This is a genomic window from Jonquetella anthropi DSM 22815 (assembly GCF_000237805.1).
GTDB classification, from domain to species: domain Bacteria; phylum Synergistota; class Synergistia; order Synergistales; family Dethiosulfovibrionaceae; genus Jonquetella; species Jonquetella anthropi.
Genome location: NZ_CM001376.1, coordinates 943,016 through 960,476, shown reverse-complemented (window position 1 = coordinate 960,476; position 17,461 = coordinate 943,016). Strand labels below are relative to the sequence as shown.

Genomic DNA, 17,461 nt, shown 5'->3' with positions numbered 1-17,461 from the left:
AGCCAAAATAAGAGGCCTAGAAAAGCGGGGTAGGAAACTTTTTCCCTTGAGGTGAGGCGCGAGATGAACGAAAGAGAAAAAATAATTCAATTATGGTTTGATATGTGGCTTAAAGGGCAGGATTTAGGAATAGACGTTATTTTTAGTGAAGACGTCCTCTATACAGAAAGTTGGGGCCCGAAATACGAAAGTCGAGCAGCGGTGAAGGGGTGGTTTGAAGAATGGAATAGGCGAGGCAAGGTCATCTGTTGGAAAATTATTCAATTTTTTCACCAAGGAGACCAGATGGTCGTAGAGTGGTACTTTAAAAACGAGATGTGTAATGGAAAAGTTGAGGAGTTTGACGGCATGTCTTTGGTCACTTGGACCGAAGATAATAAAATAAAGGCAGTAAAAGAATTTGGCTGTAACCTGAATAATTACGATCCGTATCAAAAGGGCCCAAGGCCAGTGTTTAAAGGCGAAAAAATAAAATGGTTTTGAGATAGATCTTTTTCAAGCGGCCCCTTCCTACAATGAAATAAAAGCCCTAACAGGGTCCTTGAACGAACGGTAAATCAAAAAAGATTTACTGTTTTTTTATTGCTTAAGCGGAGGAAGGTCGAACAAAAAAAATATCCTGCCGACAAAAATAAAAATGTCCGCGGCCTTGAGGTATTTTCTTAAGTAGCTCAACGAGCCAGCTGCGGAATTCCCCTGAGAGGTCACTGCGGTTTCATTCAAAACGCCTGCAGAGGAGCAGAATACTGAACTCTTTTGCTCTGATCTGCGCCTTGACGGCGGAAAAACGGCAGATAAAATGAATAAGGTTCATGTGTTTAATTTATCTAATAGGCAGGGGAAAGGAGACTGTTTCATGACACTGAAGAAACTGCTTTGCTCAACCTTTGCAGCGGCAACTCTGGCCACGGCGGCTATGGCTGCGACGGTAAACGTCGGCGTCACGAACTCGCCGAGCGATCTGAACCCGATCGACCCGGGCGACTCGATGGCGACGGTGTGCGCCGAGCTGCTGTACTCGCCGCTTGTCACTCTGACCGATAAGCTGACCTATCAGCCGATGCTGGCCGAGAAGGTCCAAGAGATTGACAGCAAGCACTTCCGCGTGACCCTTCGGGACGCCAAGTGGACCGACGGCCAACCGATTACGGCCGACGATGTGCTGTTCACGGTTCGCTTTCTGACCGACCCGAAGGTCAATTCGATGGTGACCCAGTATTACAGCGTGCTGGAAGGGTTTGACGAGCACGGCGTGCTGCCGAAGGGCGCCGAAATGACCGGCGTGAAGAAGATTGACGGCCGCACGGTCGAGTTCATCTGCAAGCAGGGTATGTCGTTCAACATGTTCAACGACAATATCCTGCGCGCCCTGTTGCCGGTTCCTGCCCACCTGTGGAAGAATTTCAGCCCGGCGACTTACAAGCAAGAAGCCGAGCTGGCTCACCCGACAGTGACCAGCGGCCCGATGACGTTCGTCCAGTTCGACAAGGATCATTTCCTCAAGCTTAAGTCCAACAAGGGGTATTTCCTCGGCGCTCCGAAGGTTGACGGCGTGACCTTCAAGGTCATGTCGGGCCCCGAACTGACAGTGGCGTTTGCCGCCGGCGATATCGACATGAACGTCCCGATGAACGGGATGATTCCCAGCACCGACTACGAAAAGGTGAAGTCGCTCAAGAACGTCCGCACGATCAGCGGCGGCCCCGGGACGGTGCAACTCCTTTTCCTGAACAACGACCGGCTGTCGAGCCCCCAGATCCGTCAGGCCATCTCCCTCGCGATCGACCGGGAGACGATCGTGAAGCAGGTTCTTCTCGGACAGGGCGAGCCCACGGCCAGCTTCTTCACCAGCGCCTCTCCGTACCGGGACGCCAAATTGGCGCCGGCCTACGATCCTCAGAAGGCAAAGAAAATGCTTCAGGACGCCGGATTTGACTTCAACAAGTCGCTGGAGTTCACCGTGCCGACCGGCAACACGACTCGCGAGCAGGTCGCTCAGGTCATTCAGGCCAACCTCGCGGCGATCGGCGTCAAGGTCGATATGCTCAAGTTCGACTTCCCGACGGTCATGAGCCGCGCCAAGGAAGGCGCGTTCGACATGATCATCATGGCCGACACGCTGGTGCCGCTGAACCCAACATACGACCTGCAGTTCTTCATCACCAAGGGGAACTACAACCGGTACTTTACCCAGAAGATGGACGATCTGGTCGCCAAGATGATGACCGAGACGGACGACGCGGCCTTGAAAACCGAGGCGGCGGACCTGCAGAAACTGCTGTGGGACGATATGCCCATGATGTCCCTGTACGCCGCCAAGGACCTGTACGCGGTGAGCAACAAGATGAAGGTCGGCCAGCCGCACGATTACGGCATGTTCGCCGATCTGTACCAGTGGGAGAAAGAGGACTAATTAACCCGTTGGGTCGAAGGGCCGCCTGCCGGCGGCCCTTTCTCCGTTTCAGCGGCTGAAAGCGAGTCGAAAGGAGGCGGCATGATGGAAGAGGTGCTCGTTCTTCGGGATTTGACAGTCAAGGACGTGGCTGGCCGCGCGCTGGTCGGCGGCGTCAGCCTGACGCTGCGGCGGGGCAGGATTACCGCTCTGGTCGGCGAGTCGGGGTGCGGGAAGTCCATGACGGCCGCCGCCTTGATGGGGCTGATCGACCCGCCGCTTTCGGCGTCCTGCGCATCGCTGCGCGTCCAGGGCCGCGAGATGCGCGGCGCGTCAGAGGAAGAGTGGCGGGCCGTTCGGGGCCGGACCGTCGCGCTGATCCCTCAGGATCCTCGGTCGGCGTTAAACCCGCGTATGGACGTAGGCGACCAGCTGATCGAGCCTTCGGTCGTCTTGGACGGGGAAAAGACGGCGGACGCTTGGACGGGGGCTGAAAAGCTGCTCGGCGGGCTGGGGCTGAGCGACCCGTCTGGCGTCATGCGCGGCCGGCCGGGTCGGCTTTCCGGCGGCATGGCTCAGCGGGTCATGATCGCCATGGCCCTGATGAGACGGCCGAGCGTCCTGCTGTGTGACGAGCCGACGACGGCCCTCGACGTGGTGGTGGCCTGTCAGATTCTGGATATTCTGCGCCGGGTTCGCGACGATCTGGGGACAGCCTGCCTGTTCATTACCCACCAGCTGGCGCTGTGCCGTAAGTTTGCCGACGACGTGTCGGTGATGAGGGGCGGAAAAATACTTGAGAGCGGCTCGGCGAGCCGCGTCTTTAGGAGCCCGTCCCATCCCTACACGGCGGCGCTGTTGGCCGCCGCGCCGAAAGTCGGCCAGTACCGGGACGGTCTGCTGCCGGTTGACGCGTGGGCGCGGCTGTCCCAAGAGACGGAGGCGAACTGATGACCGCTTTAGTGAGCGCCCGAGGCGTCGGGAAGCTGTACCGGCGGGGAAGCGGGAACTTTTGGGCCTTGCGGAACGTGAACTTGACGCTGGAAGAGGGCCGGGTTACCGGCCTCGTCGGCCAGTCGGGCTGCGGCAAGTCCACCTTCTGCCGGTTGGCGACGGGCGCTGAGAGGCCCGACGAGGGAGCTCTGACGCTGAACTTCGACCGGGGGGAGCCGTGGGCGGTGCAGTGCGTTTTTCAGAACCCGCACCGGTCGCTCACGCCCACGATGACGGTTCTTGACGCGGTGACCGAGCCGCTGACGCTTTTTTCAAAACTGCCGAGCCGTCGGCGCCGCGATCGGGCGGCCGAGAGCCTGACCGAACTGGGACTTGGAGAAGAGCTGTGGAACCGAAAGCCGCGCCAGCTTTCCGGCGGTCAGGCCCAACGGGTGGCTCTGGCCCGGTCGCTTGTGATGACGCCTCGACTGCTCGTGCTGGACGAGCCGATCAGCTCGCTTGATGCGCCGGCTCAGGCCCAGACGCTGAACTGCATTAAAAAGCTGTGGCAGCGCCACGGGCTGACCTGCCTGTTCGTGGCCCACGATCTGGCGGCGGTCGACTTTTTGTGCGGCCGGATCGCGGTCATGTACGGCGGAACCGTCATTGAGGAAGGGGAGCGCGAACAGGTGGTCGATCATCCGGCCCACTCGTACACGAAACTGTTGCTGGAAAGCGCCTTGGGCATCTCAGGCGGCGCGGAGACTCGGCGATGAATAAATGGTTTTGGCGGCGGCTGCGGACGTCGGTATTGCTGCTTCTCGGCGTGACGGTCCTCAACTTCTCGATCGTGGCTCTGGCTCCTGGCAGCCCGATCGACTACCTGACCGGCCCGAGGGCGACGCAGGAGTTTCTCGAAGGACGCCGGCAGGCGCTGGGGCTTGATAAGCCCGTGGCAGAGCGCTACGTCGTCTGGGTTGGCCGGCTGCTGCGCGGCGATATGGGCCGCAGCTTTCAGGGCGGTGCGCCGGTGTCGGGCTTGATCGGCCGGGCCATGAAGGCGTCTCTCTTGCTCATGGGCGTTGGGCTGGCCGTCGGGGCCGCTCTCGCCCTGCCCTTGGGGATTTGGTCGGCCCGCCGGCCCGGCGGGGCCGTCGATCGCGTCACCAACTGGCTCGTCATGGTGGGGCTCGGGTGGCCTAACTTTCTGTTGGCGCTGATCCTGCTGTGGGCGTTTACCCTCAAGCTGGGGTGGCTTCCCAGCGGCGGCACCCACGACCTGTCCGGGGCCGGCGGTCTGGCCGACCGGCTGCGGCACTTGGCCCTTCCTGCGACGGTGATCGCGTTCGGCGTCTTGGCTCGGTTGCTGCGGTACGTCCGCTCGCTGACCGCTCAGGCGATAGGGTCGCCCTACATGGCTTCGGCGAGGGCCAGAGGGCTGTCCGAGCGGCGACGACTGTGGCGTCACTGTCTTCCCAACGTGACAGTTCCGCTGCTGACCCTGCTGGGCCTTGAGATCCCGTCGCTGGTCGGCGGCGCGGCGATTACCGAAAAAATATTCCAGTGGCCCGGCATGGGAACGCTTTTGATGAACGCCATCGGCCGTCGTGATTATCCGGTTATTCTGGGCGTCAACTTGGTCGTGGCTTGCTGCGTGGTGCTCACCAACTGGGCTGTGGACGTCCTGACTCACTGGGTCGATCGGGATGGCTCGGAGGAGGAACCGCGATGAGACGTAAAAAAATATGGCTCAGCGCCCTCTTTCTCGGGCTTTTATCGCTGGCCGCACTGGCCGCGCCCCTGTTGGCCCCGTACGACCCCAATCTTTTGGTCGGGCCGTTCCGAGTGGCCCCGACGGCTCAGTTTTTGCTCGGAACAGACCTGATCGGCCGCGACGTGCTGAGCCGGCTCATCTACGCCGCCCGAGTGAGCTGCGGCGTTGCGCTCGGCGCCGTGACGGTCAGTTCGCTCGTCGGCGTTTCAATCGGCCTGCTGTCCGGCTGGCTCGGCGGGTTCGTCGACTCGTTTCTCATGCGCGTTACCGACGTGTTCATGTCGTTCCCCGACGTGATGCTGCTGCTGGTGTTCTTGGCCGTTTTCGGCAGCGGCGCGGGGAAAATGGTCCTGCTTTTAGGGCTGATCTCGTGGCCTGCGACCGCCCGGGTCATGCGCGCCGCCACGATCAACATTCGGCACGAGCCGTACCTCGTCTACGCGTCCGTCAGCGGGTACCCGTCCTGGCGAATCGCGGCGTTCCATATCCTGCCCAACGTGGCGGCCCCTCTGGCGGTCAACATCACCAACGCCGTCGCGTCGGCTGTTTTGGCCGAGTCGTCGCTGAGCTTTTTAGGGCTTGGAATCATGCCGCCTACCGCCAGCTGGGGGACGATGCTCAGCGACGGCCAGTCCCTTTCGGTGTTGCTCGACTCGCCGTGGATTTGGCTGCCGCCCGGGCTGATGATCCTTTTCACCCTGCTGGCGCTTCGCTCACTCAGCGACGGGATCGCCGAAAGCCTTTAGCTCCGAGTTTTCCGGCGTCCCAATCGGTGTTAGTATTCAGCTGAGGAGGGAAAAAGATGGAACTGCGAACGCTGAAATACTTTCTCGCCGTGGCGAAAGAGGAAAATATCACCCACGCCGCCGACCTGCTCCACGTGACTCAGCCGACGCTTTCCCGTCAGATGGCCGCGCTGGAAGAGGAACTGGGCGCCAAGTTGTTCATCCGAACCAGTCACCGCATCGTCCTGACCGACGATGGCTTGCTGCTGAAGAGCCGGGCTCAGGAGATGATTGACCTAGCGGAGCGGACGAAACGGGACTTTCTTCTCGACCGGCGGACGATTGCCGGAGAAGTCGCTTTCGGCTGCGGCGAGCTACTGAGCATGTCGTGCCTGTCGGTGCTGATGGCCAAATTCAGGCGGCAGAACCCACAGGTTCGTTACTCGCTGTTCAGCGGCAACGCCGATGACATTAAAGACCGGCTCGAAAAAGGGCTTCTTGACATCGGCCTGCTGCTTGAGCCGGTAGACGTCGCCCGGTACGAGTTCATCCGGCTACCCTGTCAGGAAGAATGGGGCGTCTTGGCCCGCGACGACTCGCCGCTGGCCGCTCAGGAGGCCGTTTCTCCCGACGACTTGGCGTCGGTTCCGCTGCTAGTGACGTCCCGGACGGCTGTACAGAACGAGCTGCGGGCGTGGTTCGGAAGCCGGTACAGTCGGTTGGAAACCGTGACGACCTTCAACCTGCTCTACAACGCCGCCGTGATGGTGCGCAGCGGCCTCGGCGCGGCGATTGCCGTTCGGTTGGCCGCCCAGTACGAGGGCCTTCGTTTTGTCCCGCTCTCGCCCCGGCTGACTGCCCAGTCAGTTTTGGCGTGGAAGAACGACCGGCAGTTCTCCCCTGCTGTGCGGGCGTTCATCGACTTCACCGACCAATGCATTAAAAGCATATCTTGTGATAAAAACTAAGCATTTAACATATCTTAGCCCGGACCATAGAATGAAGGCGCTCCGAAAGGGGCGTCTTCATTTTTTTCGAAGGGGCGGGCTGATGGAGCCTTCCGACGCGCTGAAGCGGTACGGCATTCCAGCAGAGCTCGTCAAGGACTTCCAAAGCTGGCATATCAAACCGGAGGGGCTTGACGAACCAGACTCAGAAGGGGACGGCGTTCAGGCTCTTCTCCTGCAGGCCGGGTTCAGCCGGGGCGAAGCTAAGTTGTACGCTCGGAGTCTCCGTGAAGGGGGGCTGGCCGCTCGCTTTGTCTCGCCATGCTGGAGAGCCGGCGGGAAGAAACGCTTCGGGCAGTTCGCGAGGAGGAAAGACAGCTTGCCTTTTTAGACCGGCTCAGGGGCGGGCTGGGGGATCAGGAAAACGCCTTTTAGTATTGGGGCAAGTGACAGTCGGCTTTTTCGTGAGAAATCGCCGGAGAGAAGGAGGAAGGATCATGAAGAAAAGCCTCATCGTTTATTTTTCTCAGTCGTCAAACACCCGTCGGGTCGCGCAGATTCTTTAGAAGCTGACCGGCGCCGATTTGGAAGAAATCCGGCCGGTCTCGCCGTACACCGAGCCATACGAAGCGTTGACGAGGGTCGTCAAAGACGAGCTTCAGCGCGGCTTTCTGAGGCCGATTGAGGCGCTGGACCGCGACCTGAGCCAGTACGACACGATTTTCTTGGGCTCGCCGAACTGGTGGAGCACCGTCGCGACGCCAGTTAGGACGTTTTTGAACCGCTACAGTCTGGAAGGGAAGACCGTCGCCCCGTTCCTCACCCATGGCGGCGGGGGCAAAGGCAACGCCGATCGGGACGTGAAAAAGCTCTGCACCGGGCAGATCCTCGAAATGCTGGCGCTGTACGAGGACGGCGGCTCCCGAGCCGAAGGCGAACTGAGCGCGTGGCTTCAAAAAATAGGATTTGCCGCTGAAGGAGGCGCAAAGGAATGAAAAAAGTTCTCTTAACGTTGGCTCTTTTGGCTCTGGTTTCTGTGAGCCTTGGCCGCGCGGCCGGCGCCGCCGAGGGGAAAAAGGGGCTGGTGGTCTACTTCTCCCGGTCGGGGAACACCCAGACTGTCGCTCAGGAAATTCAAAAGCAAACCGGGGCTGATATCTTTCGAATTGAGCCGGTTCAGCCGTACCCGAACGAATACGGCGCTGCCACGGAGTTGGCGAAAAAAGAGAAGAACGCCGCCGCCCGTCCGGCGATCGCCAACGAGATCAAGAACTTGGGCGAGTACGACGTGATTTACTTGGGCTATCCTATCTGGTGGGGTGACATGCCGATGATCGTTTACAGCTTCTTAGATCAGTACGACCTGTCGGGCAAGGTCATCGCCCCGTTTTGCACCCACAGTGGATCGGGGATTTGTGACACGGTCGGAAAGATCAGGGCGCTGGAGCCAAACGCGCAGGTGCTTGACGGCCTTGAAATCTACGGGAGTCAGGCGCAGGAAGCTGCAGCAAAAGTGGCCGACTGGCTGAATAAGAAATAAAAGCGGAGGAATAAAGATGACGCGTTCGGAAAAAGTGACCGCCGGACGGGACGGGCTAGGCGAATTTGCCCCGCAGTTTGCCGCGCTGAACGACGATGTTCTGTTCGGACAGGTGTGGGCGAACGAGGCCGACCTTTCGGCGCGGGACCGCAGCCTCGTGACAGTCACGGCGCTGGTATCGGGCGGGATCAGCGACTCGTCGCTCCAGTATCACCTGCAAAGAGCCCGCGACAACGGGGTAAGCCGGCGCGAGATCGCCGCCGCTCTGACCCATATGGCCTTTTATTGCGGCTGGCCTCGGGCGTGGGCCGCGTTTCGGCTGGCTAAGGATATTTGGCGTCCCGGCGAAGATGAAGGGACTGCGAAGGCATGAGAGTCTTCCCGTTGGGCGAAGTCAACCCGTTCGGCGGGTTTTTCATCGGCAAGTCGTACCTGAATATGCTGACGCGCTCGGAACCGGTCATCGCCCAAGTCACGTTCGAGCCGGGCTGTCGGAACAACTGGCACGTTCACCGCTCGGCCTCCGGCGGCGGTCAGATCCTTCTATGCCTGAGCGGAAAAGGCTGGTACCAGGAGTGGGAAAAACTGGCTCGGCCGCTTGCCCCCGGCGACGTGGTCGTTATCTCGGCTGGCGTCAAACACTGGCACGGCGCGGCTCGGACGAGTTGGTTCTGCCACTTGGCCATCGAAGTTCCCGGAACAGAAACGTCCACCCAGTGGCTTGAACCTGTGGACGAAAAGCAGTATAGTAACGTAAAGGGATAAAAGGCATGAGCGCGGAGCAGGGCGTTTTGCGCTAGGATGCGTCGCTTCTCGGGTTTGCCGGGGTGCGGCGATTTGAAAAGCCGCCGTTCTTTCCTCTCGCCTCAGCGCTGCACCGGACGTCAGCCCGGCGCAGCGCGTTTTATACGCTTGAGTTGATGGTGTGGGTGTTGGCTGCCTCAACTTATAAAATAATAGTATAATAACCATGCTTTTATTTCCGGCATCTGCCGGATTTAACCCGCGGCATAGACCGCGAAGGAGGATGGAAGAGATGAGGCGTTGTTTAGCGTTATTGGCACTGGCTGGATTATCCGTTTGGGGGACGGGCGCTTTTGCGGCTCAGGAAGCGGCCTGCCATATCGGCATCTGCACGGGCACGGTTTCTCAGTCCGAGGACTCTCTCCGCGGCGCGGAAGAGCTGATCAAACGCTATGGCGATGCGGCGTCCGGCGGCATGATCAAGCACATCACCTATCCGGACAATTTTATGTCCGAGCAGGAGACGACCATTTCTCAGATCGCCGCGTTCGCCGACGACCCCAAGATGAAGGCTGTCATCGTCAACAACGCGATTCCTGGGACGACCGAGGCGTATCGGCGCATTCGCGAGAAGCGGCCCGACATCCTTCTGCTTGCCGGCGAAGCGCACGAGGACCCGTCCGTCATCAGCTCGGCCGCTGACCTGACCGTCAGCGAGGACTTCCTCTCGCTCGGTTACGTGTTCATCGCCGGGCTGCACAAGCTGGGCGCGACCGACTTCGTTCACGTTTCCTTCCCCCGCCACATGAGTATGGAGCTCTTGCTTCGGCGGCTGGAAATCATGAAGAAAGCCTGCGCCGACATGGGAATGAAGTTCCACATGGAAAGCTCGCCTGACCCGACCAGCGACGTCGGCGTGGCCGGCTCTCAGCAGTTCATTCTGGAAAAGGTCCCCGCGTGGCTGGCCCAGTACGGCCCGAAGACGGCGTTCTTCAGCACCAGTGACGGTCAGCGGGCGCCGATGATTCTTCGGGTCGCCGAAGTCGGCGGCTACACGATTGGCGCCGACCTGATGGCCTACGCCAGCGGCCTCGGCATTGACCTGAAAGATCAGGCCGGCGACTTTGCGGCCATGCGGAGCAAGATCGAAAAAGACGTCGTCGCCAAGGGCGCGTCCGGCCGTCTCTGTGCCGACGCGTGGAGCTACAACTTCGTCCACAGCGTCGCGTTGGGCGAGCTGGCGAAGAAACTGGTCGACGCGGGCGTAACGCCCCAGAACTTCCGCCGTCGCTTCGACGCCAAACAGGTATTTGACGCGTTCAGCGCCGAAACGCCCGGCTCCCGGTGGCTCGGCGACTTCTACCGCGACGCCAACACGGGCATCAAGCTGAACAACTTCATGTTGATTTATCAGGACATCTACACGTTCGGCGTGGGCTTCTTGGGCATGACCGACAAGCCGGTACCGGCCAAGTACTTCGAGGACAAATAACGTTTAAGGCGCGGCGCTCAAAGCGCCGCGCCTTTTTCGCGTGAGTAAATCTTATATTGGGAGACGAAACGCGGTCATCGCGGTGAATTTTGCCGGCGCTGACGGGCCGCCATTGTCGCGAAAATCACCTAAGTGCGTCTTGTCAGCTGCCTATCCAACGGCCGACCTTTGCTCTGGAAGTGTGGAGATGTCCTTCAGATTTGCCGGTCTGTTGAGGCGGCCGCGGAGTGAAGCCCACGGGAGTGGAGATGTACCCTACATTAAAAAGCCTTACAAGGGAATAGTATCGTATATATGAACAAATCGGTTTCTCCCTTTAAGGCGTGGGCTTCCGTGGGGCTCCAATTGCCCGTAGAGCCCACGCCAAGGGAAAAACCGATTATTGATAGTAATGTAACAAAGGGCAAAAAGAATGTCAACTCGCTAGAAACAGAGTGTAACCTGAACTTCACGCGAGTGGAGATGTCCCTTAGCGCGTTCGGTTGACCTGCTTGCTCCGCAACTGTTCTCCGCGCGAGCGGAGATGCCCCTGCCTGCGCCAATGTCACTAACCTTGACAGCAACTGTTCTTCACGTTGCCAATCAGGGACAGCGCAGAGGCTGAGAATGTCCGACGTCCTGCAACCGTCAGGAGCTAGCGTTTCTACCGCCTTAGGCTAAGAACACCGGCGCTAAGCGTCCCGTTCACGGCGGCGTGACGCTTGATGTTCATGGAGAGGAATTAAAAAGCGGGCTTGCTCATGGCGGCTGTTTACCCGTCGCCCCCTGACGAGATGGCGCGGACGTCGGGTGACTACCAGCCGTCGAATGAGATTTGACCGCGGGACCGGGGAGACGCAGCTGTCTTTCGAGCATGATGTCCCCGCTGATTTTGTCCTGCTTGGGCTTTAAAAGAGGAGGGCGTTCACCTGGTCTCACGGAGGAGACCTGCAGGAAAGGCGTATGGTTCATTTTGACGTGAAAAAAGATATACAATTATGTCATGGTAAATGGCAAGAGCGTTAAATAATTAATTTGCCGGCTTATGTGGTATGGACACAAAACAGCCTGTCATCAAGCCTTGACTGGTGGGCGATCGAGCTGAAAAGGAAAAATAAACTTCTTTTTCAGATAAAATGGCACAATTATTTCAGCCGCTGGCTACCGACAAAATAACTAAAAAAAGAAGAAAATCTGCCGGGGTAGACCACATTGTGAACAGCGTAACGACTGAAAATTATTTTGACATTGAAAGTCCTGTGCGGTATCATAAATTCAGTTCAGCAAGGCGCGCATATAGGGAATTACCATGAGGAACGACTGCAGGAAATCAAGGAGGGAACATTTTGAAGAAGCTCACGGCAAGTTTGATTTGTCTCAGCGCTCTGTGCGTTGCGGCGGCTGGGTTCGCGGCTGAACCGGCCAAGTTCCACATCGGCGTCTGCACCGGCACGGTCTCCCAGTCCGAGGACGACCTTCGCGGTGCTGAAGCTCTGATCGCCCGGTACGGCGATGTCGCCAACGGCGGGATGATCAAGCACATCACCTACCCGGACAACTTCATGACCGAGCAGGAAACCACCATTTCCCAGATTGCCGCGTTTGCTGACGACCCGCTGATGAAGGCGGTCGTGACGAACCAGGGCATTCCCGGAACGACCGAAGCGTATCGCCGTATTCGTGAGAAACGCCCCGACATCCTTCTGTTGGTCGGCGAAGCTCACGAGGACCCGGGCGTCATCGAGACGGCTGCTGATATCGTCGTCAACGCTGACAACATCGCCCGCGGCTATCTGATCCCGCGCTGCGCTCAGAAACTTGGCTGCACCGATTTCGTCCACATTTCCTTCCCGCGCCACATGAGCTATGAGCTCCTGAGCCGCCGCCGCAACATCATGGAAGTGGCCTGCCAGGACTTGGGAATCAAGTTCCACTTCGAGACCGCTCCGGACCCGACCAGCGACGTTGGCGTCGCCGGCGCTCAGCAGTTTATCCTTGAGAAGGTTCCGGCATGGCTTGCCAAGTACGGACCCAAGACCGCTTTCTTCTGCACCAACGACGCTCACACTGAGCCCCTGCTCAAGCGCATCGCTCAGGAAGGCGGCTACTTCATCGAGGCCGACCTGCCGTCGCCGCTGATGGGTTACCCCGGCGCCTTGGGCATCGAGCTGTCTGACGTGGCCGGCAACTTCCCCGCGATCCTGAAGAAGGTCGAAGAGGCTGTTGTGAAGGCTGGCGGCGCTGGCCGCATGGGCACTTGGGCTTACTCCTACGGCTTCACCAACACGCTGGCTCTTGGCGAACTGGCCAAGAAGTACATCGAAGAGGGCGTCGACGCCACCAAGATTCGCCGCCACTTCAAGGCGACCGACCTGTTCGAGGCCTACGGCAAGGAGACCCCGGGCGCTGCTTGGAACGGAAGCTACTACAAAGACATCCAGACCGGCGTCGAGAAGAAGAACCACGTCCTTGTGTACCAGGACACCTACGTGTTCGGCAAGAGCTACATGGAAATGACGAAGGAAGAAGTCCCGGCGAAGTACTTCACCATCAAGTAACTGATTTCGCACAAACAACGGCGAAAATTCCGCTGAAAAGCGAGCGGGGATCCGTCCCCGCTCGCTTTTAAGTGAGAGACGCTGAAGGTGACGTGACTCTGGCCGCTGCGGGAACTCCGCTGTGGCTTTGGTGCGGGTAATCTGAGCGCGCGGCGGCTGCAGAGACAGGACGCGCGGGCGCTTCCGAGGAGGTAAATTTTATGGCAGGGGAACCGTTGCTCCGGCTGGAAAACATCGGCAAAGCCTACTTTTCCAACCGAGTTCTGCACGACGTGAGCCTGACCCTCGAAAAGGGGCACATTCTCGGGCTGGCGGGCGAAAACGGCGCCGGAAAATCCACGCTGATGAACATTCTCTTTGGCATGAAGGTCATCCAGGAGACTGGCGGCTATGAGGGAAAGATTTTCATCGACGGACAGGAAGTCCATTTCAAGGGGCCGCAAGACGCTCTTGAAGCCGGCGTCGGCATGGTACATCAGGAGTTCTCTCTCATTCCTGGCTTCAACGTGACCGAAAACATCGTTTTAAACAGAGAGTCGCTCAAGTACAATCCGCTGGTGGAGGCTTTCGGCGACAGGCTGAAGACCCTCGACCGGCCGGAAATGAAGAAACGGGCCGAAAAGGCCATCGAAAAACTGAATTTCTCGTTGGACAGCGAGACGCTGATTTCCGACTTGCCCGTAGGGCACAAACAGTTCACCGAAATTGCCCGGGAAATAGAGAAGAGCAAGACGCGGATTCTCGTCCTTGACGAGCCGACGGCCGTTCTGACCGAGTCCGAAGCGGCAATCCTACTTGAGTCCATGCGCCACTTGGCCAAGCTGGGCATCGCGATCATCTTCATCACCCACCGGCTTCAGGAGGTTATGGAGGTTTGCGACGACGTGGTCGTTCTCCGCGACGGCCGGGTCGAACTGGTGACCAAGCCGAAGGACACGAGCATTCGGGAAATTGCCAACGCCATGGTGGGCCGCCGGATCGACTCAAGCCGGCCGGCAGAGGATCACAGGAGCCACGAAGACGCCAAGACGGCCATGAAAATCGAGCACCTGTGGGTCGACATGCCCGGCGAGACGGTGCGCGACGCGACGTTGGACATCAAGGAAGGCGAGATCCTCGGCATCGGCGGGCTGGCCGGACAGGGGAAACTGGGCATTGCCAACGGCATCATGGGCTTGTACGCTGCCGGCGGCAAGGTCACCTTCGAGGACAAAGAGCTGGAGCTGAACAACCCCAATTCGCCGCTCAGCGCGGGAATTTCCGCCGTGTCGGAGGACCGGCGCGGCGTTGGCCTGCTTCTCGAAGAGACGATCGCTTGGAACATCGTCTTTACCACCTTGCAGAACCAGCAGCGGTTCCTCAAGCCCATTTTGGGCGGCCTGCTCAAGATTCGAGACGGTCAGGCGATGGACGACTGCGCCCAGAAGTACATCGACGCGCTTGAAATCAAGTGCACCGGCCCGCACCAGCTAGCGCAGGAGCTCTCCGGCGGCAACCAGCAGAAGATCTGCCTTGCCAAGGCGTTTGAAACTCACCCCAAACTGCTCTTCGTGGCCGAGCCCACCCGCGGAATCGACGTGGGAGCCAAGAAGACGGTTTTGGACACGCTGAAAAAATACAACCGCGAATTGGGCATGACCATCGTCATGATCTCGTCAGAGCTGGAAGAACTTCGCTCGATCTGCGACCGTATCGCCATCGTCGATAAGGGCAGAATCGTAGGGATCCGCCCGGCGAGCGAGCCGTCCGAGGTCTTCGGAATGCTCATGCTCAACGCCGAAGAAGGGGAGGAATAGTCCGATGAAACGAATTCGAGACTTTATCGACGACTTCGGCTGGCCTCGTCTGCTCATTGCTCTCTTCTTGGTCGCCCTGTTCGTCTTGGCTCCGTTCGTCGGGGTCAGGTTTGACGCGTCGATTAACGACATGTTGGTGCGGTTCGGCATGAACGGCGTCATGGTCTTGGCCATGGTTCCGATGATTCAGGCCGGCTGCGGCTTGAACTTTGGCCTGCCGCTTGGCGTCATCGCCGGGTTGCTGGGCGCTATTACCAGCGTGGAGTGGAACATGACCGGCCTCGCCGGCGTGCTCACCGCCATGGGAGTTGCGATTCCTCTGGCCGTGGTGTTCGGCTGGCTGTACGGGCTGCTGCTGAACAAGGTCAAGGGCAGCGAGATGATGATCGCCACCTACGTCGGATTCTCGTCAGTCGCTTTGATGTGCATCATGTGGCTTGTCCTGCCGTACCACAGCCCCGATATGGTTTGGGGATACGCCGGCAAGGGGCTGCGTACCACCATTTCGGTCGAGCGGTTCTGGCAGCACGCCATTGGCAGCATCGGCAAGATTCAGATCAACCAATTCTTCACGCTGTACACTGGCATGTTCCTGTTCTTCTTCCTGCTCTGCGCGGTGATGTACATTTTCCTGCGCACCCGCACCGGCACGGCCATGACGACGGTCGGTTCGAACATGGAGTACGCCAGAGCCAGCGGCGTGAACATCGATCGGATGAGAACCCTGTCAGTTATCCTGTCGACGGTTCTGGGCGCGATGGGCATTATAGTGTACGAGCAGAGCTTCGGCTTTATCCAGCTCTACATGGGCCCCTTCTACATGGCGTTCCCCGCCGTGGCAGCGATCCTGATCGGCGGCGCGTCGGTCAAGAAGGCGACGATCACCAACGTGATCGTGGGCACCTTGCTGTTCCAAGGTATCCTGACCATGACGCCGTCGGTTATTAACAGCATGATTCAGACGGATATGTCTGAGGTCATCCGCATTATCGTGTCAAACGGCATGATCCTCTATGCTCTGACCCGTGCGACGAAGGTGAGATCATGACGACTCAGACTTCCAGCAGCGAAAAGCTCAAGTACTTCCTCATCACCAACGCCGTTCCGATCATGTTCATCGTCATCAGCGCGATCGCCATTCCGATTTCTCGGTTCTCGGCCGAGTACCTGATCAACGAGATGTTGATCCGGCTTTCCCGCAACTCGTTCCTTGTCCTGTCCCTGCTCGTGCCGATCATGGCTGGTATGGGGCTCAACTTCGGGATGGTTCTGGGAGCCATGGCCGGGCAGATCGGCCTGATCTTCATCTGCGACTGGAACATCGTCGGCATTCCCGGCATGGTGCTCGCCGCCATCATCTCCACGCCGCTGGCAATCCTTTTTGGCTGGATGTGCGGCACGATCCTGAACAAGGCGCGGGGCCGTGAAATGGTCACTAGCTATATCCTCGGGTTCTTCATGAACGGGGTCTATCAGCTGGTGGTGTTGTACGGCTTCGGCAGCGTCGTGCCAATTCAGAGCGCTAAGCTGGTTCTGTCGAGAGGGTACGGGATCCGCAACGTCACCAACTTGGAGGGCATTCGGCGGTCGCTGGACCAGCTGATCCCGATGAACATTCACGGGATTAACATTCCCTTAGCCACGTTCATCGTCATCGCCGCCTTCTGCGTCTTCATCGTCTGGTTCCGCAAGACCAAGCTGGGGCAGGACATGCGGGCAACCGGTCAGGATATCGCCGTCGCGGCTTCTGCCGGTATTCCGGTGATGAGAACCCGCGTCATTTCTATCGTCATCTCCACCGTTCTGGCGTGCTACGGCCAGATCATCTTCCTTCAGAACGTGGGAACGCTGAACACTTACAACAGCCACGAGCAGGCGGGAACGTTCGCTATCGCGTCGCTGCTGGTAGGCGGCGCGTCGGTCACTCGGGCGTCCATACTGAACGTCTTCGCCGGCGTGCTCCTGTTCCACCTGATGTTCGTCGTTTCGCCGATGGCCGGCAAATACTTGGTTGGCGATGCCCAGCTGGGCGAGTTCTTCCGCGTGTTTGTCTCCTACGGCATCATTTCTCTGGCGCTCGTGCTTCACGGCTGGCGTCGGCATGCTGACCGGGAGCGCGCCCGGGCAGCGTTCAGAGGCGGCTCAGAGGGGGCGGCGAAATGAAGCGGAGAATCCTCGTCAATCTCCTGATCATCATCGTCTTTGCGGCTCTTGGCGCGTACTGCTATGACATCGGCAAGGCGTACGACCTCGTGCTTTCTAACACCAAAGTGACGGTTGACGGCAAGGAGTACGCGCCGATGGAAGCCGTTCAGGTGTACATCGACGACGCCAGCGAGAACCCGATTTTCCTCGCTGAGGACGACCAAATGGTCGGCACGGCTGTCGGCCGCAAGCACGTCTTGACCATTCAGACGCTGGACGATCACGACAAGGTCGTGGAGGAGAAAAAAGTTCCCTTCACCATCTCTCAGCTCGGCCCGAAACGGGAAATCCGAGTTCCGCTGGGCTGGAACACCGGCTCCCTGGAGGTCAAAGAGAACAAGTAAATTCCTGCACCAAGCTTTTAATAGAGCCGCCG

General features: G+C 58.9%; 18 protein-coding genes. All 18 read left to right on the top strand.

The window, feature by feature from the left end:
* Positions 1–63: 63 nt before the first annotated feature.
* Positions 64–483, top strand: a complete 420-nt coding sequence (locus JONANDRAFT_RS04400; RefSeq protein WP_008522941.1) for a nuclear transport factor 2 family protein — start codon at positions 64–66, stop codon at positions 481–483.
* 373 nt (positions 484–856) lie between these two features.
* The gene (locus JONANDRAFT_RS04395; protein WP_008522939.1) at positions 857–2,413 is read left to right on the top strand and encodes an ABC transporter substrate-binding protein; all 1,557 of its coding nucleotides are present in this window, start codon (positions 857–859) and stop codon (positions 2,411–2,413) included.
* Positions 2,414–2,497: 84 nt separating this feature from the next.
* Complete coding sequence (locus JONANDRAFT_RS04390; RefSeq protein ID WP_008522938.1) at positions 2,498–3,343, top strand: ABC transporter ATP-binding protein; 846 nt, start codon at positions 2,498–2,500, stop codon at positions 3,341–3,343.
* A complete protein-coding gene (locus tag JONANDRAFT_RS04385) occupies positions 3,343–4,101 on the top strand; it encodes an ABC transporter ATP-binding protein (protein WP_008521289.1) in 759 nt (252 codons plus the stop codon). The genes JONANDRAFT_RS04390 and JONANDRAFT_RS04385 overlap by 1 nt, the downstream gene beginning before the upstream one ends.
* Positions 4,098–5,057: an ABC transporter permease gene (locus tag JONANDRAFT_RS04380; protein ID WP_008521288.1), complete on the top strand. Its 960-nt coding sequence runs from the start codon at positions 4,098–4,100 to the stop codon at positions 5,055–5,057. The genes JONANDRAFT_RS04385 and JONANDRAFT_RS04380 overlap by 4 nt, the downstream gene beginning before the upstream one ends.
* Positions 5,054–5,845 (top strand): ABC transporter permease, encoded by a 792-nt coding sequence (locus JONANDRAFT_RS04375; RefSeq protein ID WP_008521287.1) that lies wholly within the window; start codon positions 5,054–5,056, stop codon positions 5,843–5,845. Before JONANDRAFT_RS04380 ends, JONANDRAFT_RS04375 begins: the two co-directional genes overlap by 4 nt.
* A gap of 56 nt (positions 5,846–5,901) precedes the next feature.
* Positions 5,902–6,792, top strand: a complete 891-nt coding sequence (locus tag JONANDRAFT_RS04370; protein ID WP_008521286.1) for a LysR family transcriptional regulator — start codon at positions 5,902–5,904, stop codon at positions 6,790–6,792.
* A gap of 82 nt (positions 6,793–6,874) precedes the next feature.
* Complete coding sequence (locus tag JONANDRAFT_RS04365; protein WP_231286740.1) at positions 6,875–7,162, top strand: cyclic nucleotide-binding protein; 288 nt, start codon at positions 6,875–6,877, stop codon at positions 7,160–7,162.
* 178 nt (positions 7,163–7,340) lie between these two features.
* The gene (locus tag JONANDRAFT_RS04360; protein WP_081465260.1) at positions 7,341–7,766 is read left to right on the top strand and encodes a flavodoxin; all 426 of its coding nucleotides are present in this window, start codon (positions 7,341–7,343) and stop codon (positions 7,764–7,766) included.
* The gene (locus JONANDRAFT_RS04355; RefSeq protein ID WP_008522937.1) at positions 7,763–8,311 is read left to right on the top strand and encodes a flavodoxin; all 549 of its coding nucleotides are present in this window, start codon (positions 7,763–7,765) and stop codon (positions 8,309–8,311) included. The genes JONANDRAFT_RS04360 and JONANDRAFT_RS04355 overlap by 4 nt, the downstream gene beginning before the upstream one ends.
* A gap of 16 nt (positions 8,312–8,327) precedes the next feature.
* Positions 8,328–8,684, top strand: a complete 357-nt coding sequence (locus JONANDRAFT_RS04350) for a carboxymuconolactone decarboxylase family protein (protein ID WP_008521278.1) — start codon at positions 8,328–8,330, stop codon at positions 8,682–8,684.
* Positions 8,681–9,076: a cupin domain-containing protein gene (locus tag JONANDRAFT_RS04345; protein ID WP_008522936.1), complete on the top strand. Its 396-nt coding sequence runs from the start codon at positions 8,681–8,683 to the stop codon at positions 9,074–9,076. Before JONANDRAFT_RS04350 ends, JONANDRAFT_RS04345 begins: the two co-directional genes overlap by 4 nt.
* A 271-nt stretch (positions 9,077–9,347) precedes the next feature.
* Positions 9,348–10,547 carry a DUF3798 domain-containing protein gene (locus JONANDRAFT_RS04340; RefSeq protein WP_008522935.1) on the top strand — a complete coding sequence of 400 codons (1,200 nt, stop codon included), beginning with the start codon at positions 9,348–9,350 and terminating at the stop codon, positions 10,545–10,547.
* A 1,325-nt stretch (positions 10,548–11,872) separates the two neighbouring features.
* The gene (locus tag JONANDRAFT_RS04335; protein ID WP_008522934.1) at positions 11,873–13,084 is read left to right on the top strand and encodes a DUF3798 domain-containing protein; all 1,212 of its coding nucleotides are present in this window, start codon (positions 11,873–11,875) and stop codon (positions 13,082–13,084) included.
* 200 nt (positions 13,085–13,284) lie between these two features.
* Positions 13,285–14,880 carry a sugar ABC transporter ATP-binding protein gene (locus JONANDRAFT_RS04330; RefSeq protein ID WP_008521269.1) on the top strand — a complete coding sequence of 532 codons (1,596 nt, stop codon included), beginning with the start codon at positions 13,285–13,287 and terminating at the stop codon, positions 14,878–14,880.
* Positions 14,881–14,884: 4 nt separating this feature from the next.
* Positions 14,885–15,928, top strand: a complete 1,044-nt coding sequence (locus tag JONANDRAFT_RS04325; RefSeq protein ID WP_008521268.1) for an ABC transporter permease subunit — start codon at positions 14,885–14,887, stop codon at positions 15,926–15,928.
* Positions 15,925–17,043 (top strand): ABC transporter permease, encoded by a 1,119-nt coding sequence (locus tag JONANDRAFT_RS04320; protein ID WP_008521267.1) that lies wholly within the window; start codon positions 15,925–15,927, stop codon positions 17,041–17,043. Before JONANDRAFT_RS04325 ends, JONANDRAFT_RS04320 begins: the two co-directional genes overlap by 4 nt.
* Positions 17,040–17,429 (top strand): DUF6672 family protein, encoded by a 390-nt coding sequence (locus tag JONANDRAFT_RS04315; protein WP_008521266.1) that lies wholly within the window; start codon positions 17,040–17,042, stop codon positions 17,427–17,429. Before JONANDRAFT_RS04320 ends, JONANDRAFT_RS04315 begins: the two co-directional genes overlap by 4 nt.
* Positions 17,430–17,461 lie beyond the last annotated feature (32 nt).

Bases quoted from the DNA above. Each gene is read 5' to 3' on its own strand.
- JONANDRAFT_RS04400 (WP_008522941.1), top strand. From the start codon at position 64: ATGAACGAAAGAGAAAAAATAATTCAATTATGGTTTGATATGTGGCTT.
- JONANDRAFT_RS04395 (WP_008522939.1), top strand. From the start codon at position 857: ATGACACTGAAGAAACTGCTTTGCTCAACCTTTGCAGCGGCAACTCTG.
- JONANDRAFT_RS04390 (WP_008522938.1), top strand. From the start codon at position 2,498: ATGGAAGAGGTGCTCGTTCTTCGGGATTTGACAGTCAAGGACGTGGCT.
- JONANDRAFT_RS04385 (WP_008521289.1), top strand. From the start codon at position 3,343: ATGACCGCTTTAGTGAGCGCCCGAGGCGTCGGGAAGCTGTACCGGCGG.
- JONANDRAFT_RS04380 (WP_008521288.1), top strand. From the start codon at position 4,098: ATGAATAAATGGTTTTGGCGGCGGCTGCGGACGTCGGTATTGCTGCTT.
- JONANDRAFT_RS04375 (WP_008521287.1), top strand. From the start codon at position 5,054: ATGAGACGTAAAAAAATATGGCTCAGCGCCCTCTTTCTCGGGCTTTTA.
- JONANDRAFT_RS04370 (WP_008521286.1), top strand. From the start codon at position 5,902: ATGGAACTGCGAACGCTGAAATACTTTCTCGCCGTGGCGAAAGAGGAA.
- JONANDRAFT_RS04365 (WP_231286740.1), top strand. From the start codon at position 6,875: ATGGAGCCTTCCGACGCGCTGAAGCGGTACGGCATTCCAGCAGAGCTC.
- JONANDRAFT_RS04355 (WP_008522937.1), top strand. From the start codon at position 7,763: ATGAAAAAAGTTCTCTTAACGTTGGCTCTTTTGGCTCTGGTTTCTGTG.
- JONANDRAFT_RS04350 (WP_008521278.1), top strand. From the start codon at position 8,328: ATGACGCGTTCGGAAAAAGTGACCGCCGGACGGGACGGGCTAGGCGAA.
- JONANDRAFT_RS04345 (WP_008522936.1), top strand. From the start codon at position 8,681: ATGAGAGTCTTCCCGTTGGGCGAAGTCAACCCGTTCGGCGGGTTTTTC.
- JONANDRAFT_RS04340 (WP_008522935.1), top strand. From the start codon at position 9,348: ATGAGGCGTTGTTTAGCGTTATTGGCACTGGCTGGATTATCCGTTTGG.
- JONANDRAFT_RS04330 (WP_008521269.1), top strand. From the start codon at position 13,285: ATGGCAGGGGAACCGTTGCTCCGGCTGGAAAACATCGGCAAAGCCTAC.
- JONANDRAFT_RS04325 (WP_008521268.1), top strand. From the start codon at position 14,885: ATGAAACGAATTCGAGACTTTATCGACGACTTCGGCTGGCCTCGTCTG.
- JONANDRAFT_RS04320 (WP_008521267.1), top strand. From the start codon at position 15,925: ATGACGACTCAGACTTCCAGCAGCGAAAAGCTCAAGTACTTCCTCATC.
- JONANDRAFT_RS04315 (WP_008521266.1), top strand. From the start codon at position 17,040: ATGAAGCGGAGAATCCTCGTCAATCTCCTGATCATCATCGTCTTTGCG.